General features: G+C 66.2%; 16 protein-coding genes. 9 read left to right on the top strand and 7 right to left on the bottom strand.

The genetic code is table 11. The features are described 5' to 3' along the window. Nucleotide 1: 1 nt before the first annotated feature. The 4 genes from CH268_RS26630 to CH268_RS26615 all read right to left on the bottom strand — a co-directional run bounded on the left by CH268_RS26630 (nucleotide 2) and on the right by CH268_RS26615 (nucleotide 3,625). On the bottom strand, nucleotides 2-466 hold the full coding sequence (locus CH268_RS26630; RefSeq protein WP_094650058.1) for a TrmO family methyltransferase domain-containing protein: 465 nt from the start codon (nucleotides 464-466) through the stop codon (nucleotides 2-4). Nucleotides 467-479: 13 nt separating this feature from the next. After that, nucleotides 480-1,643, bottom strand: coding sequence for a M20 family metallopeptidase (locus tag CH268_RS26625; RefSeq protein ID WP_027496439.1), 1,164 nt, complete (start codon nucleotides 1,641-1,643; stop codon nucleotides 480-482). After that, the gene (locus CH268_RS26620) at nucleotides 1,640-2,815 is read right to left on the bottom strand and encodes a M20 family metallopeptidase (RefSeq protein WP_094666365.1); all 1,176 of its coding nucleotides are present in this window, start codon (nucleotides 2,813-2,815) and stop codon (nucleotides 1,640-1,642) included. Before CH268_RS26620 ends, CH268_RS26625 begins: the two co-directional genes overlap by 4 nt. Before the next feature lie 105 nt (nucleotides 2,816-2,920). Beyond that, entirely contained in the window at nucleotides 2,921-3,625 is a 705-nt protein-coding gene (locus tag CH268_RS26615) for an enoyl-CoA hydratase-related protein (protein ID WP_032366665.1), read from the bottom strand. Between the two features lie 85 nt (nucleotides 3,626-3,710). On the opposite strand from CH268_RS26615, the gene CH268_RS26610 reads away from it, so the two are divergent. Beyond that, nucleotides 3,711-4,538 carry a purine-nucleoside phosphorylase gene (locus CH268_RS26610; protein ID WP_048319886.1) on the top strand — a complete coding sequence of 276 codons (828 nt, stop codon included), beginning with the start codon at nucleotides 3,711-3,713 and terminating at the stop codon, nucleotides 4,536-4,538. Then, nucleotides 4,535-6,136, top strand: coding sequence for a phospho-sugar mutase (locus tag CH268_RS26605; protein WP_094666328.1), 1,602 nt, complete (start codon nucleotides 4,535-4,537; stop codon nucleotides 6,134-6,136). Before CH268_RS26610 ends, CH268_RS26605 begins: the two co-directional genes overlap by 4 nt. A 1-nt stretch (nucleotide 6,137) precedes the next feature. Here the strand turns inward: CH268_RS26605 and CH268_RS26600 are convergent, their stop codons facing one another. Together CH268_RS26600 and upp are read right to left on the bottom strand one after the other, a co-directional pair. Beyond that, nucleotides 6,138-7,028, bottom strand: a complete 891-nt coding sequence (locus CH268_RS26600) for a DUF2797 domain-containing protein (RefSeq protein WP_230593563.1) — start codon at nucleotides 7,026-7,028, stop codon at nucleotides 6,138-6,140. A 32-nt stretch (nucleotides 7,029-7,060) separates the two neighbouring features. Beyond that, nucleotides 7,061-7,684: a uracil phosphoribosyltransferase gene (gene upp, locus CH268_RS26595; RefSeq protein WP_027496434.1), complete on the bottom strand. Its 624-nt coding sequence runs from the start codon at nucleotides 7,682-7,684 to the stop codon at nucleotides 7,061-7,063. Nucleotides 7,685-7,861: 177 nt separating this feature from the next. On the opposite strand from upp, the gene CH268_RS26590 reads away from it, so the two are divergent. The 5 genes from CH268_RS26590 to CH268_RS26570 are packed head-to-tail and all read left to right on the top strand — an operon-like array spanning nucleotide 7,862 to nucleotide 11,310. After that, entirely contained in the window at nucleotides 7,862-8,194 is a 333-nt protein-coding gene (locus CH268_RS26590) for a type VII secretion target (protein ID WP_080733168.1), read from the top strand. 6 nt (nucleotides 8,195-8,200) lie between these two features. Further along, the gene (locus tag CH268_RS26585; protein ID WP_094666327.1) at nucleotides 8,201-9,322 is read left to right on the top strand and encodes a C40 family peptidase; all 1,122 of its coding nucleotides are present in this window, start codon (nucleotides 8,201-8,203) and stop codon (nucleotides 9,320-9,322) included. 42 nt (nucleotides 9,323-9,364) lie between these two features. After that, a complete protein-coding gene (locus CH268_RS26580; protein WP_094666326.1) occupies nucleotides 9,365-9,703 on the top strand; it encodes a hypothetical protein in 339 nt (112 codons plus the stop codon). After that, nucleotides 9,700-10,014: a YbaB/EbfC family nucleoid-associated protein gene (locus tag CH268_RS26575; RefSeq protein ID WP_094666325.1), complete on the top strand. Its 315-nt coding sequence runs from the start codon at nucleotides 9,700-9,702 to the stop codon at nucleotides 10,012-10,014. Before CH268_RS26580 ends, CH268_RS26575 begins: the two co-directional genes overlap by 4 nt. Before the next feature lie 15 nt (nucleotides 10,015-10,029). After that, nucleotides 10,030-11,310: a primosomal protein gene (locus CH268_RS26570; protein WP_094666324.1), complete on the top strand. Its 1,281-nt coding sequence runs from the start codon at nucleotides 10,030-10,032 to the stop codon at nucleotides 11,308-11,310. 30 nt (nucleotides 11,311-11,340) lie between these two features. On the opposite strand, the gene CH268_RS26565 is transcribed toward CH268_RS26570, so the two are convergent. Then, nucleotides 11,341-12,465, bottom strand: coding sequence for an adenosine deaminase (locus CH268_RS26565; protein ID WP_045841980.1), 1,125 nt, complete (start codon nucleotides 12,463-12,465; stop codon nucleotides 11,341-11,343). A gap of 244 nt (nucleotides 12,466-12,709) precedes the next feature. Here CH268_RS26565 and CH268_RS26560 point away from each other — a divergent pair, with 244 nt between their 5' ends. Together CH268_RS26560 and CH268_RS26555 are read left to right on the top strand one after the other, a co-directional pair. Then, a complete protein-coding gene (locus CH268_RS26560) occupies nucleotides 12,710-14,212 on the top strand; it encodes an APC family permease (protein ID WP_032371009.1) in 1,503 nt (500 codons plus the stop codon). Nucleotides 14,213-14,231: 19 nt separating this feature from the next. After that, a complete protein-coding gene (locus CH268_RS26555) occupies nucleotides 14,232-15,086 on the top strand; it encodes a universal stress protein (protein WP_032383961.1) in 855 nt (284 codons plus the stop codon). The last annotated feature ends 26 nt before the right edge of the window (nucleotides 15,087-15,112 follow it).

Raw genomic sequence — 15,112 nt, 5'->3', positions numbered from 1 at the left:
ATCAGAAGTAGTTCTTCATCACCGACGCCACCCAGGCCGGCTCGGTCACGTCTTCACGTGTCGGAACCATGGACTGAAGGAACGGCTTGACGTCGAATATCGGTGACCCGTCGATCGCGTCGAGACCGCGGACCCGGATGCGCAGACCTTGGACCTCGACGATCTCGCACCGCGACACTCCGAGGTGATTCGGCCGGTCCTTGACGCGTTGCGCCAAGACGCCAACCCGAGGGAGCGTCGTATCACCGCGGGGGTGGCGCGAGCCGAGTGTCGTCGAGTCCGGATCGCACAGGTGGAACCGATAGACGACCTCGAGGTGAGAGAACTCCTCGAGCCCGAGAGTCGCATCGGCGTCCAGCACGGTCTCGTCCAGTTCGATCACGGACACGACTGCACCCCAGTTGTCGTCCACCACCTCTGCGCGATCGGAGCGAACGACCCCGATCGGTGAGACCGCGAAATCCACGGTTACCCCTCCGCTAGTTCGGGTCCAATGCGATTCCGGTCATCACCTTCACACCCACGGCCAAGGCTCGCTCGTCGAGGTCGAATGTCGGCTGATGGATGTCGAGTTGCGGACCGGTCCCCGACCACACGCCCAGTCGGGCCATCGCTCCCGGCACGTTCTCCAGGTACCACGAGAAGTCCTCGCCGCCACCGGACTGCGCCGTGTCGGCCAATGCTGTCGGGCCGACTCGGCCGATGGCCTTCTCGAAGGTGGCCGTGGACGCCGGGTCGTTCACCACGGGCGGTACGCCGCGACGGTAGTGCAGCTCGAAGCGCACCCCGGTCGGTGCCAGCAGACCGGTGACGATCTCGGAAACGAGCGGCTCGAGCAGCGCCCACGTTTCGTGGTCGCCGGTCCGTACTGTTCCGGTGAGCATGCCGGTCTGCGGAATGGCGTTGGGGGCCTGCCCCGCCACGACCGCGCCCCAGACCATCACTGTGCTGGTTCGCGGATCGATTCGTCTGCTCAACATGCCGGGCAGCCCGGTGATGACGGTGCCCAACGCGTAGACCAGATCGGTCGTCAGATGCGGCCTCGACGTGTGCCCGCCCGGCGAGTCCAGACGCAATTCGACGGTGTCGGCGGCGGAGGTGATGGCCCCGACACGCACTCCCACCTGCCCCACCTCGAGCCGAGGATCGCAATGCAACGCGAAAATCTTCGACACCCCGTCGAGCGCACCCGCGGCAACGGCGTCGAGTGCACCGCCCGGCATGACCTCTTCGGCAGGCTGGAAGATCAGCCGAACCCCGTACTGCAGGTCCGGCAGCGACGCCAGCGCTAGTCCGGTCGCCAGCAACACCGTGGTGTGGGCATCGTGCCCGCACGCGTGGGATACGCCGGGAACCGTCGACGTGTACGGCGCACCGGTGATCTCCTGCAGCGGCAACGCGTCCATGTCCGCGCGCAGCGCGACGCGCGGGCCGTCGGGACCGATATCGCAGATCAAGCCCGTGCCGCCGGGCAGCGGCTTGGGTGACAGGCCTGCCGCCGAGAGCTGCTCCATGACGAACGCCGTCGTAGCGAATTCACGACGGGCCAGTTCCGGATGGGCGTGAATGTGCCGACGCCACAGGGACAGATCTTCTGTGTGAGCCTGAATCCACCGATCGATCGCGGCTTCACGTGAACTCATCGCTGCACCGCCGATCGAGCGTTCACACCGTCGAGCAGACGCGCCCGGGTCTGTGGATCGGCTGCGGCGCGAGCGGCCGTTCCGGCGAGGGCGAGAGCACCGTCGAGCAGTGCACGATCGGCGGACTCGGTGACACACGCTGCGGCGAACTCCGGTTGATGCGTCACCGCCCCTCCGGCATCGAGGCCGACGACGGGGTGGATTCCGGGTAGAACATTCGTCACGTTTCCCATGTCAGTGCTGCCCAACGGGCGAAATCCTTCCAAATCCGGTGCCAAGGGCGACCGTCCCAATGATTCGATTTCCTGACGAAATGCCGCCACCAGCCACGAATCCGGGGTCAGGGCCGCGTACGTCGGCGACACCGTGCGGATTTCGTGTGTGCATCCGGTGGCAATGGCACCCGCCGCGAAACAGGCGAACGTCTTCTTCGTCAGCGCCTCGAGTGACTCGGTGCTGTTCGCGCGAAGATAGTAGAGCAGCTCGGCATGTCCGGGCACGATGTTCGGCGCGACGCCGCCGTCGCTGACGATGCCGTGCAGTTGCTGTCCGGGCGAGAGGTGTTGCCGAATGAGGCCGAGCGCCACCTGTGCGACGGTGACGGCATCGCCCGCGTTGATTCCCCACTCGGGGGCGGCCGAGGCATGGGCAGCGCGGCCGGTGAATTTGACGGCAACGTCGGCCAATGCCAGCGACGTCGCGCCCACGATGTCGAACGGGCCCGGATGCACCATCAGTGCGGCACCGATGTCGTCGAAGACGCCGCGCTCGAGCATCAGGACCTTGCCGCCGCCGGTTTCCTCGGCAGGGGTGCCGAGCACTCGGACCGTGATGCCGAGCGCATCGGCCACCGGCGCGAGCGCCAGGGCGGCACCCACCGCGGACGCGGCGATGATGTTGTGGCCGCAGGCATGACCGATCTCGGGCAACGCGTCGTACTCCGCGCAGATTCCGATCACGAGCTCACCGCTACCCACCGACGCGGTGAATGCGGTGTCGATGCCGGCGACCCCGGATTCGATCTCGAAATGGTGGGCGCGAAGCGTGTCGAGGACCTTCGCAACGCTGCGGTATTCCTCGAACGCCAGTTCCGGTTCTGCGTGAATCGAATGCGACAGCGCAACCACTTCGTCGGTTGCGTGAGCGAGCGCGCGGCCGATCTCCTCGCCCACGGCGGCACTGTTCGGTTCGTCGATCACGAGAGACAGTGTGTCACTAGCGCGGCGGCGTGTCGGAACGGCTGTGCCGACTCCGAGCCCGAACAGTGCCGGACGAGGCTAGTTGCCGAAGCTGAAGTTGCTGTCGTCCGTCGGCGTCGTCAGCGCAGCGAGCAGGTCCACGTGCATCCGACTCTTGATGCCGGCCAGGTTCGCTCCCCGGGTGCTGGTCAGCGCCGCCGCCTTGGCAACGGCGTCGGAGACCACGGATTCCTCGGACGCGGTGGCCTCGACGATTCCTGCGGCCACCGCATCGGCCCCGCCGTAACGACGGCCGGTCAGCATCGCCTCGACGGCGGTCTGCTTGGGCAGCCTGGAGTTGATCAGGGCAGACATGCCGACGGTGAACGGCATGTTGAGGTTGACCTCCGGCAGGCAGTAGAAGCCTCGGTCTGCGCGCTGGATGCGGAAATCCTGCGATGTTGCGAACATCGCGCCGGCACCGAACGCATGGCCCTGCACCGCTGCGACCGTGGGCATCGGGAACGCCAGCAGCCGCGTGTAGAGCGTGTGCACGCGGTCGAGGTACCAGGTGATCCGGTCCAGGTTCGCGAACAGCCAATCGGTATCGAGTCCGTTGCTGTAGAACTTGCCTGCCGAGGTGGTGACCAGCGCGGCCGGACCGGTCGATGCCTCGACCTCGTCGAGCAGTGCATGGACGGCATCTATCCAGTCGGGGTGGAACCTGTTCTCTGGATTGCCCGCGCCCTCCTGGGCACCGAGGAACAAGATGTGGACATCACCGTCGCGTTCGAGATAAGGCATGCAGCGGATACTACTCGGCGGTAACTTCCCGGTCGCACCGTCTCGGTTCCACATCCATCGCAGCGATCTCATACTGTTGTTCATCGTGGCAACTTCCGACGCACGAGCAACCGATCCCGTGACCGATCCCGATGCGGCGGCGCGCACCGCCGCCGATGCTCTCGCTGCAGCGACCGGCATCGACACCCATACCGTCGCCATCGTCCTCGGCTCCGGCTGGCAGGCGGCCGCAGATGTCTTCGGCTCCCCCACCGCGACCGTGCGCATGGCCGATCTCCCCGGCTTCGCGCCGCCGTCCGCGTCAGGCCACTCCGGCACGATCACCTCGGTGGACGTAGGCGGAACCCACACTCTGTTACTTCAGGGCCGTACCCACGCCTACGAGGGCCACGACCTCCGACGCGTCGTGCACCCGGTGCGCACCGCGATCGCGGCAGGCGCGACGACCGTCGTCCTCACAAACGCCGCCGGCGGCATCCGTGAAGGCATGAGCGTCGGCCAACCCGTTCTGATTTCCGATCACCTCAACCTGACCGCCCGTTCGCCGCTCGTCGGCGCCGAATTCGTCGATCTCGTCGGTGCCTACTCACCCGAACTCCGCGCTCTCGCGGCCGAGATCGATCCGTCTCTCGAGGACGGCGTCTACGCGGGACTGCCGGGCCCTCACTACGAGACGCCTGCCGAAATCAAGATGCTGCGCACGTTCGGTGCAGATCTGGTGGGCATGTCGACGGTGCACGAGACGATCGCCGCCCGTGCAAAGGGTGCTCGCGTGCTGGGAATTTCGTTGGTCACCAACCTCGCTGCCGGCATGACCGGAGAACACCTCGATCATTCCGAAGTGCTCGCTGCGGGCAAGGATTCGGCAGCTCGGATGGGCGCTCTGCTGCACGAGTTGGTCACCCGACTGTGATCGAGGATCTCACCGAGCGTGTGCAACGCTGGATCGCGGGAGATCCCGATCCGGCGAGCCGCGTCGAACTCGACGGCCTCTCCGATTCCGAACTCGCGGACCGATTCAGCGGTCCGTTGACCTTCGGCACCGCCGGCCTCCGAGGGCCGGTGCGCGCCGGCCCGAACGGCATGAACGTCGCCGTGGTCGTGCGAGCAACCGCCGGTATCGCAGCGTGGCTGCTCGGGCAGGGCCTCGGCGGATCCACCGTCGTGGTGGGCCGTGACGCGCGCACCGGTTCGGAACAGTTCGCCTTCGCAGCGGCGGAAACGTTGGCCGCGCAGGGATTTTCGGTGGTCCTTCTCCCTCGACCACTCCCCACGCCCGTTGTCGCCTTCGCCGTACGGGCGCTCGATGCCGAGCTGGGGGTGCAGATCACCGCATCGCACAACCCGGCCGCCGACAACGGGTACAAGGTGTATCTGCGGGGCGGGTCGCAGTTGATTCCGCCGAGCGATGCCCAGATCGAGGCGCTCATCGAGGCCAGCGCAGATGCAGTCGACGTGCCTCGCACAGCCGTCGAGCCCAGCGGCTCGGACATCGCGTCGCGCTACCTCGATTCGGTTGTGAGACTGCCCCGTTCGAGATCACGCGATGTTCGTATCGCCCTGACTGCACTGCACGGCGTCGGCGGAGAACTCGCCGTGGCGGCACTGCGCGGCGCTGGGTTCCGCGACATCCGGGTGGTCGAGGAGCAGTTCGAGCCCGATCCGTCCTTCCCGACGGTGACCTTCCCCAACCCGGAAGAGCCGGGTGCTGCGGACGCGGTTCTCGCGCTGGCGGCCGAGACCGACGCCGACCTCGCCGTGGCACTCGACCCCGATGCCGATCGCTGCGCAGTCGGAGTCCGAGACGCTCACGGTTGGCGGATGCTGACCGGGGACGAAACCGGCGCTCTACTGGCCGACTACCTGCTGCGTGACGCACCGCCCGGCTCACTGGTGGCCAACACCATCGTGTCCTCGCAGCTGCTCTCGGCACTGGCACCGGCCCGCGGCGCGCGCTATGCCCGCACACTGACCGGTTTCAAATGGCTCGTGCGCGCCGGAGACGGCCTCGTGTACGCCTACGAAGAAGCGATCGGTCACTGCGTAGATCCGAATGTGGTGCGAGACAAGGACGGGATCTCTGCCGCCGTCGTACTGGCGGACCTCGCGGCAGCGCTGAAGCAGGACGGACGCACGCTACTCGACGCACTCGACGACCTCGCCGTCGAATTCGGAGTCCACAGCGGCGCGCAGGTGTCGCGCCGAGTGCAGGATCTCACCGACATCGGGGACATGATGCGCCGACTGCGCAGTACGCCACCGACCGAGCTGGCCGGACGCACGGTGACCGTCATGGACTACGCCCACCGGGACGACGAGTTGCGCACCGACGCAGTCGAAATCGTGGGATCCGGGCTCCGGGTCATCGTGCGGCCGTCCGGGACCGAACCCAAGCTGAAGGCGTACCTCGAGGTCGTCGAGCCCGTCTCGGACCGGCAGGATCTGGCAAGGGCGAGAGCGACGGCGGACGAACTCCTGGCCCAGCTCTCCGCGTTCGCAAAAGAGCTGTAACTCAGAACAGTGCCGACTGCACCGCAGGCAGATCGGACGTGAAGGCCCCGAGCTCGATGCGCCGACCCTTCAATGCCGCCAGATCCGCGACGTAGGTCTGCTCGTCGACCGAGGCGATCACCGCCTGCCCGACGCATGTCCTGATCTGCAGTCCATGAGAGCCGGTTGCGACATCGGCGGGGTAGGCAACCCGAGTATCGTTTTCGCTCAATGTTTCCCGCCCCGCAGGCGGAGTCCACCGCTCCGCGATCGGCCGACATCCGCCGATCGCGGCGTCGGTCAACAGCTGACGGACCTGCTCCGCACGCGCGGCAGTGCCTGCCTCCAACCGGTCGAGATCGAGTGGCACGCACAGCGATGCTGCTTTCGTCGCCGACCGTACGGCCTGCCGTAGTCCGAGCCTTTCGGTCACCAGGTCCTCGGCGACACGCACGGCCTTGCCGTCGTCCGCGTGCGCGACGTACTGCGCACAGATAGCCCCCTGCTCGGCCAGCCGACCCCATTTGCGAGTCTGCGCGGCCGTCCCGATCTTGAAGGTGCCGTTGGCAAACGCCGCCAGGTAGAGCCAATGCGGTGCCATGACATGCTTTTCCAGATCGCGGGAGACGAATCCGCTGCGGTGCACGGTATGAACGAAACGAAACACGTCTTTGTCCGCGCACCGTGCACACTGGCTTGATCCGACGGCCGGCTCCCGGCCCGGGCACGGAACGTACCGCGGCGGCCCGTCCGCAGTGAATGCCGTTCGGCCCGTGCAGTATCGGTCTGCCGCACCGCCGAGAGCGCGGTAGCTCAGTGTGTTACCCACCAGCTCCTGAAACTCGACCTGCTCGGCCTCGATGTCGAGCAGGCGCAACCGCGGGGTGTCAGGACCGGCGGAGGGCCAGGACACCCCGAGCGCGAGCAGGGTTGCACCGGAGCGAATCAGCGGGGCCCGAACTGACGGTCGCCCGCGTCGCCGAGGCCCGGGACGATGAAGGCATTGTCGTTGAGTCCGTCGTCGATGCTCGCGGCAACGAGTCGCACCGGGAGTCCCGATGCTTCGAGCGCTGCGACGCCTTCGGGGGCGGCCACGACGCAGATGGCAGTGACATCGGTTGCGCCGCGTCCGACGAGCAGCTCGATCGTGTGCACCATCGATCCGCCGGTCGCCAGCATGGGGTCGAGCACATAGACCGGAGTCTGGGACAGGTCGTCGGGCAGGGACTCCATGTAGGGCACCGGCTGATGCGTCTGCTCGTCCCTGGCCATCCCGACGAACCCGACGCGAGACTGTGGAATCAGACCGCTCGCCTTCTCCACCATGCCGAGACCGGCACGCAGTACGGGCACGAGCAGCGGCGGACGAGCCAACCGGGTTCCCTGGGTGACTGCGACGGGAGTACGTACCTCGAACGTGTCGATGTCGGCGTCCCTGGTGGCCTCGTACACCAGCATGTGGGTGAGCTGGCGGAGCGCAGTGCGGAACGTGGCGTTGTCGCTCCGCTCGTCCCGCATGGTGGTGAGCAGGGCGGCGGCCAGTGGGTGGTCGACCACGTGTGTATCCATGTCTCACAGGATAAGGCCCAGCACCATGAGGCCCCACACGATGAGCCCCAGCGGAGGAGATCGCCGAGACGCACGGTGAACGGCAAGTCGTGGGAACCGATGTGCCCGCAGTCGCGTCGAACCAGTTGGGCGTCGCATTCGGCGACTGCGCGAACGCACGCGATTTCAGGGGGACTCATGGACGAACTCGTCGTCGAGACCGAGGGGGTGCTCGCCTACGGTGCGGCTGCGTCGACCATGGCCGAGCAGATCGCGGCGGCCGGTGCTGCCGCCGCTGCCTGCGGGCCCGCCGTGTTGGCGCCGGTGTTCGGCCTGATCGGGCAGGAATTTCTGGCCACGGTGACCGGAACCCATCTGGCGCATACCGATGCGGTCGTTCGCCTGGCGGGAGCGGTGGCGAGCCTCGGTTCTGCGGCCGCCGATGCTGCGGTGTCGTACGCCCGCACCGACGACGCAACCGGGGCGGCCGTCACGGCCCACTCTGCCGGTCGCGCACCGGACGCTCGGTAAGCGGCGATGATCGATCTACTGTCTCGCCCCATCGTCGAGCTACTCGGTGCCTTCGGCGGCGGTACCGTTCCCTCCGGAGGCCCCGCGGACGTGTTGCGACTGTCGTCGGCTGCGATCGAGGCCGCCCAGGGAATCGGCCGCATCGCGATCACCGAACTTGCTTCGAACTGGAACGGCGACGCCGCGGACGCAGCACTTCGGTACGCCGAGAACGCTCATGCGAGTGCTCTGGCCCTTGCCGATCACGCGGACGATATCGCCGCCGTCGTCGATCGGGCATGTCGGGATACCGAGCAGGGTTTCGTCGAACTACAGGCAATAGTGCAGTCGTTCGTGGGCATCGCCCTTTCCGCAGGACCGATCATCGCCACCCCGATGGGGCAGACGATGCTGATCTCGGCCGCGATCGAGCACCTCGAGCGCGCTCTGGCGGTGGTCGCGCGTGTGCGCGCCGAACTGGCCGTGCACGCTGCGACAGCCGGCGAGCTGGCCTCCCCGCCCGCGGTCCCCACACCCATCGACTCCGGCCCGGCAGCGGTGCCGGGCTCGCCCTCGAACCTGATGACCTCACCTGCAACGGCTCAGGTGATCGAGACCGGGGAGAAGCTGGCGAAGACGTTCGCGCAGTCGCTCTCACACACCGGCGGCACGCCGGACTCCCCCGGAGCCGTTGGAGCACAGCACTTCTTGGGCAATTCGGCGATGGATTCGCCCGGCGCCGGGGACGCCGACCGAGGAGTAGAGGTGCGATTGCCCGACGGGAGCACCGTCACCGCCCCCAACGCCGAAGCCGCAGGTGCCGTTCGCAGCGCGCTGACGCAGCAGGGCGTCCCCTACGCCTGGGGCGGTACGACGCCGGGCACCGGACTGGACTGCAGTGGGTTGACGCAATGGGCGTACGCACAGCAGGGCGTCGACATCCCCCGGCTGGCGCAGGAACAGGACATCGGCACATCGGTGGCGGCCGGTGACGTGCAGCCCGGCGATCTCGCGGTGTGGGACGGCCACGTAGCGATGGTCATCGGCAACGGCCAGCTCGTCGAGGCGGGAGACCCGGTGCAGGTAGGACCGATCAGAACGACCAACAGCGACATGGCATTCAAGGGCTTCTACCGCCCGACCCAATAACGGTCGGACCGAACGAGAGGCAGACCGAATGAGAGGAAGTCGATGACGGACGCGAACACCACCGTCGTCAGCGCGGTATCGGCAACTCGATCCGGCTCGGTATACGTTCGCGCCACCGAGCATGGAGTGCCGATCGCAATCGCTATCGACGAAGGTGAACTACGTTTCGGGGGAACAGCATTGGCGTCGACGATCCTGGATCGATGCACGCGGGCGACCACAGCCGCTCGGGCACAGCGCCGAATCCGGTTGGCCGAGGACGGGGTTCCCGCCGACATCCTCCATCGCCTGGGTCTGCCGACCGACGCCCGAGTGGCCGCCGACGCGAACGACGATCTGGCCCAGGATCCGGCACCCACGAGTTGGTTGCGACCGGTATGACCCACTCTCACCCCACCGATCTCGACACCGTGATCGACAACGCCCGATGCCGGCTCGACGGATTGCGTGAGACACAGGAGCGCGTCGAGCAAATCAGGATTCGAGTGGCCTCGCCCAACGGGCTCGTGACCGTCGTCGCGGACGGAACCGGGGCCATGGTCGGCCTCGATCTCGCGGAGGATCTCGGATCGGTGACTGCCCGCGAACTCGCGTCGACCATCGTTCTCACAGCCGCCGAGGCGGCGTCCGCAGCGTTGGACCAGCGCGAGACCATCCTGCAAAGTCTGCAGGCTTCGTTCACAGACTCCTGAGATAGGCTTCGCGCCATGGCTGGAGACATCATCCCGATCGAACTCGGTCTGACCGCCGGTGACTTCTCGACACTGTGGGCACCGGAGTGGCGAGAAGGCGACGACGAATGGGAGGCATTCCTCGGACACGAGGAAGATCTCTACGGATTCGCCACGGTTGCCGAGCTCGCCGCATTCGTCCGATCCGACGACGACAACGACCTCGTCGACCACCCGTCGTGGCCGGTGGTGTCCGCTCTCGCGGCCTACGAACTCGAGCCCGACGAGCTGCATCGGTTCGACCTCGTCGCAGTGCCCGAGCTGGTGGCTGCAGACCCCGAAGCCGACGTTCTCGCCGAACTGCAGGCCACCTTCGACATCGTCTCGTCCATCGGTGATGTCTGCGAACTACGGCCCGTCACAAGCTTTTTCGGAACCAATCCGTTCGTCGGAGCGGTGGCCGGTGGCGTCGAGAACTTTCTCGGCCGTGAAGGTGCCGAGCTGTGGGACCGCATCGGCGCAGCAGTGGCGAAGCATTGGGACGAAGTCCTCGACGCAGTCGATTCCATCGTGACCTCCCCCGACGTCGACAGCGCCGCCGTTGCCGTCGCCGACGCGGAGATCACCGCGGCTGCGGAGAACGCCGTCGATGCAGACGACGCAACGGACGACATCGACGACGACACCGAGGACGACGAGTCCGACGACGACGCAGAGAGCGACGAGGACGACGTCGACCGAGATCCCATCGCCGCTGCCGCGGCGGAGGAGACGTTCTGGACCACCGTCGGTATCGATCCCATTCGCATCATCACGTCCGACGACACGCTGTACACCCTGCGTTGCTACCTCGGAGACAAGCCCGTCTTCCTCGGCCGCGGTGGCGCCATCAGCGTGTTCGGGTCCGAGCGGTCGCTGGCTCGCTATCTCGCCGACGATCACGATCACGATCTGGCGCAGGTCAGCACCTACTCCGATGTTCAGACCGCCGCGATCGACGGCTCCCTGGACATCACGATCACCGACGACAACGTCTACGTACTGCCCGGACTCGCCGACGACCTTGCCGACGGGCCCACCGCAGTGGACGTCGACCAGCTCGATCTTGCCGTCGAATTGTTCACCGATGCAGCCGATTTCGCCGGCGACAGCTCGGTGGACGAGGCCCTCGCCACGTCCACACCGTTGGGCTGGTACGTCTCGTACACCCTCGAGCCCAGTCCCGATCGGCTGGCCCCGAGCGCACCGTTCGACGTCGAGGCCGAGGCCTGGCGCGCCCTCGAGCGAGAGTTCGAGAGCCGTCTCCGCAAGAAGTAGGGCGTTCTCGCCCGGCCGCGCGCTCGCTCGTCAGCCGATCAGCACCGCGTAGCCGGGCTTGATGACGTCGTCGATCAACGCCAATCGCTCGTCGAACGGCAGGAATGCGGACTTCATCGCATTGATGGTGAATCGCTCGAGGTCACTCCACCCGTAGCCGAACGTATCCACCAGTTTGACCATTTCTCGACTCATCGAGGTGTCGCTCATCAATCGGTTGTCGGTGTTCACGGTGACGCGAAACCGCAGTCGTGCGAGCAGGTCGAAGGGGTGCGTCGCCAACGATTCGACGGCACCGGTCTGCACGTTGGAACTGGGGCACAACTCCAGAGGCATCCTGGTGTCGCGGACGTACGCGGCCAACAGACCGAGTGACGGCGTGCCGTCGGAGTTCGTCGTGATGTCGTCGGTGATGCGCACTCCGTGTCCGAGCCGGTCGGTTCCGCAGAACGCCACCGCTTCCTGGATGGACGGCAGACCGAAGGCCTCGCCCGCGTGAATGGTGAAGTGCGCGTTGCTGGCTCGCATGTATTCGAAGGCGTCGAGATGGCGGCTGGGGGGGAAGCCCGCCTCGGCCCCGGCGATGTCGAAGCCCACCACCCCGCGGTCACGGAAACGCACCGTCAGTTCCGCGATTTCTCGTGAACGTGCGGCGTGCCGCATGGCCGTCAGCAGGGTGCCTATGGTGATGTTCTTGCCCCGCACCTTGGCTGCGGAGATGCCCGCCTCGAAACCGGCGAGGGTGTGGGTGACGACCTCGTCGAGGGTCAGCCCGCGTTCGAGGTGCTGTTCCGGCGCGAAGCGCACCTCGGCGTACACGACGCCGTCGTCGGCCAGATCCTCGGCGCATTCGCGCGCCACCCTGAACAACCCCTCGGGGGTTTGCATGACGGCCACGGTGTGCGCGAAGGTCTCGAGGTAGCGCTCGAGCGATCCACTGTCCGCTGCATCGCGGAACCACTCCCCCAGAGCGGCACCGTCGGTCGCGGGTAACCCGTCGTATCCGCATTCGTCGGCCAGTTCGAGCACGGTCTGCGGTCGGAGTCCGCCGTCGAGATGATCGTGGAGCAACGCCTTCGGAGCCGACCTGATGGACGCGAGATCGAGTGGCGCACTGCCACCGATCGAGGACTGAGTGTTCTCCGCGGTGCTCATGTGTCGACGGTAGCGCGCGTCGTGCGCGGACGCGCGCCTGTCATCGCCACTCGGCGAGTCCGCGGATTCCCCCGACGTCCGCCACTTCCGCGACCTATTTCGTTGCATTGTTACTCCAATGAAAACTATTCCGTCGATGCACAGCGAATCGGCGACGGAAATCGTAGTGTTCATCCATCACACGCGACCGATTCTGTCGGGTCCCCTTCCGACGCCTCGGTCGACTCGAACCTCGGAGAGACCTATGTCGATTGCGGAACCGCCCAACACCATTCCGGGCAAGGGACTCAACACCGGCGCGCTCGGGTTGGTCGGCAACATCGTCATCGGACTGTCGGCGGTGGCCCCGGCCTACAGTCTCGCCGCCACCCTCGGCTACGTCGTTCTGGCCGTCGGCGACAAAGCACCGTCGATGTTTCTCATCGCCTTCGTTCCGATGCTGCTCACCGCCTTCGCCTACCGCGAGCTCGGGCGCGACACACCGGACTGCGGGACGTCGTTCACCTGGGGCACCAAGGCCTTCGGGCCCTGGGTCGGTTGGATGGCCGGGTGGGGGCTGGCCGTCTCGGCGATCATCGTGCTGGCCAACGTCGCCGAGATCGCAGCCATCTACCTGTTCGAGTTCCTCGGCCTGTCGGACTTGGCGGAGTCAACCGCGGCCAAGGTCGCCCTCGGTTCGTTCTTCATCGTCGCGATGACCTACGTCAGTTTTCGCGGCATCCTCATCAGCGAACGCATGCAGAACGTGTTGCTGGTCGTCCAGTTCGGCGTACTCATCGGAGTGTCGGTGACGGCACTGGTCAAGGTGGGGACGGGTACGGCCGGTCCGCAGGCCATCACGCCGCAATGGAGCTGGTTGGTGCCCACCGGGGTGACGATGTCCGACGCGGCCCAGGCCATCATCCTGTGCATCTTCATCTACTGGGGATGGGATGCCTGCCTTGCCGTCGGCGAGGAAACGAAGGACTCGGAGAAGACGCCGGGACGGGCCGCAGTGATCACCACGCTGATTCTCGTCGCGACCTACGTGCTCGTCGGATACGCCGTGCAATCGTTCGCCGGGTTCGGAGACACGGGTATCGGTCTGAACAACCCGGACAACGTCGACGATGTGCTCACCATTCTCGGCGATCCGGTCGCCGGCTCGATCGTCGCGTCGCTGCTGCTGTTGACCGTGTCCATCTCGGCGCTGTCCTCTACACAGACGACCATCCTGCCCACGGCCCGCGGAACACTGTCGATGGCTGTGTACGAGGCAATCCCCAAGCGGTTCGCCAGCGTGCACCCCAAGTACATGACGCCCGGCTTCGGCACGCTCGTGATGGGTGCCGCAGCCCTGATGTTCTACCTTGTGCTCACCTTCGTCAGCGCCAACGCGCTGCAGGATTCGGTGGCATCGCTCGGGCTCGCGGTCGCGTTCTACTACGGCATCACCGCATACGCGTGCACATGGTACTTCCGTCGGACACTGTTCTCGTCCGCCCGAAACCTGTTCATGCGCGGCATCTTTCCACTCCTCGGCGGGCTGTCCATGACGTGGGCGTTCGTGCAGAGCGCAGTCGACATGATCAAGCCCGACTACGGTTACACCGTCTACGGTCCGATCGGCGGAGTGTTCGTCCTCGGTGTCGGCATGCTGGTACTCGGAATCCCACTGATGCTGCTCTGCTTCGTGGGCAACAAGGATTTCTTCCAGGGCAAGACACTCACCGCGTCCACCGAAGTCAAGGTTCCGGACACTTACTAGAAGAGAAGGACCGAAACTCATGAAGATCACCGTCGGCTACCTCGCCACCCCCAGCGGCGACGACGGCGTAGCCCTGGCCACCGCCCTCGCCCGCGCCCTCGACGCATCCATCGACATCGTGCTGGTCATGGCCGTCGACGAACCTGTCATGGAAGGCAGCGGACCGTATCGAAAGATTCTCGAGGCCAAGGCGAGGGGCTGGGTGGACGACGCGGCCGCCCAGGTCCCGTCGGGTATCGAGGTGACCACGCACGTGCTCAGCCACGAGTCGTTCGCCCGCGCCCTGATCGACTTCGCCGTGAACTCCGATGCCGACATGATCGTTGTCGGCGGTGCCAGTGACGGCCTGCTGAACCGACATTCGATCGGCTCGGTCGCCGGTCAGCTTCTGCACGCCTCGGAAGTTCCGTTGGCACTTGCCCCTCGGGGTTACCGGCTCTCCAGCGCACCGATCACCGATCTCACCGTCGCCGTCCCCACCCGGTCATCCGCCCCGAACCCGTTGCCGTTCGCTTTCACTCTCGCCAGCGCTGCGCACGTGCCTCTCCGATTGGTCTCGCTGGTCTCTCTGGAATCGACCGGAACCCCGAGCGACGAGACTTCACTGGACACGCGTCGACGGCAAGTCGCTGCCGCACAGGAGAATCTGGAACTCGCGGCCCGCACTCTCCCCGGCATCGAGGGCCTCGAATCCGTGGTGGCCGACGGGTCGACACTGGACGAGGCCGTGGGCAACCTCGACTGGAAACCGGGTGATGTGTTGTTGCTCGGCTCGAGTCGGCTGGCGACCCCCAAGCGGGTGTTCCTGGGCTCGAGTGCCGCCAAGATTCTGCGTGCTGCCCCGGTGCCGGTGGTCGTCGTTCCGCACGAGTAGAGCGGCTTCGCCGCATGTGAGTGGAA

The sequence above is a fragment of the Rhodococcus sp. 06-1460-1B genome (genome assembly GCF_002258475.1).
Taxonomy (GTDB): Bacteria; Actinomycetota; Actinomycetes; order Mycobacteriales; family Mycobacteriaceae; genus Rhodococcoides; species Rhodococcoides fascians.
Note: the sequence above shows the minus strand (reverse complement) of the source record. Positions and strands in the feature narration are given on the sequence as shown.

Coding starts and splice junctions, on each gene's coding strand:
- CH268_RS26625 (WP_027496439.1), bottom strand. CDS start 1,643: ATGAGTTCACGTGAAGCCGCGATCGATCGGTGGATTCAGGCTCACACA.
- CH268_RS26615 (WP_032366665.1), bottom strand. CDS start 3,625: ATGCCTTATCTCGAACGCGACGGTGATGTCCACATCTTGTTCCTCGGT.
- upp (WP_027496434.1), bottom strand. CDS start 7,684: ATGGATACACACGTGGTCGACCACCCACTGGCCGCCGCCCTGCTCACC.
- CH268_RS26590 (WP_080733168.1), top strand. CDS start 7,862: ATGGACGAACTCGTCGTCGAGACCGAGGGGGTGCTCGCCTACGGTGCG.
- CH268_RS26585 (WP_094666327.1), top strand. CDS start 8,201: ATGATCGATCTACTGTCTCGCCCCATCGTCGAGCTACTCGGTGCCTTC.
- CH268_RS26580 (WP_094666326.1), top strand. CDS start 9,365: ATGACGGACGCGAACACCACCGTCGTCAGCGCGGTATCGGCAACTCGA.
- CH268_RS26575 (WP_094666325.1), top strand. CDS start 9,700: ATGACCCACTCTCACCCCACCGATCTCGACACCGTGATCGACAACGCC.
- CH268_RS26570 (WP_094666324.1), top strand. CDS start 10,030: ATGGCTGGAGACATCATCCCGATCGAACTCGGTCTGACCGCCGGTGAC.
- CH268_RS26565 (WP_045841980.1), bottom strand. CDS start 12,465: ATGAGCACCGCGGAGAACACTCAGTCCTCGATCGGTGGCAGTGCGCCA.
- CH268_RS26560 (WP_032371009.1), top strand. CDS start 12,710: ATGTCGATTGCGGAACCGCCCAACACCATTCCGGGCAAGGGACTCAAC.
- CH268_RS26555 (WP_032383961.1), top strand. CDS start 14,232: ATGAAGATCACCGTCGGCTACCTCGCCACCCCCAGCGGCGACGACGGC.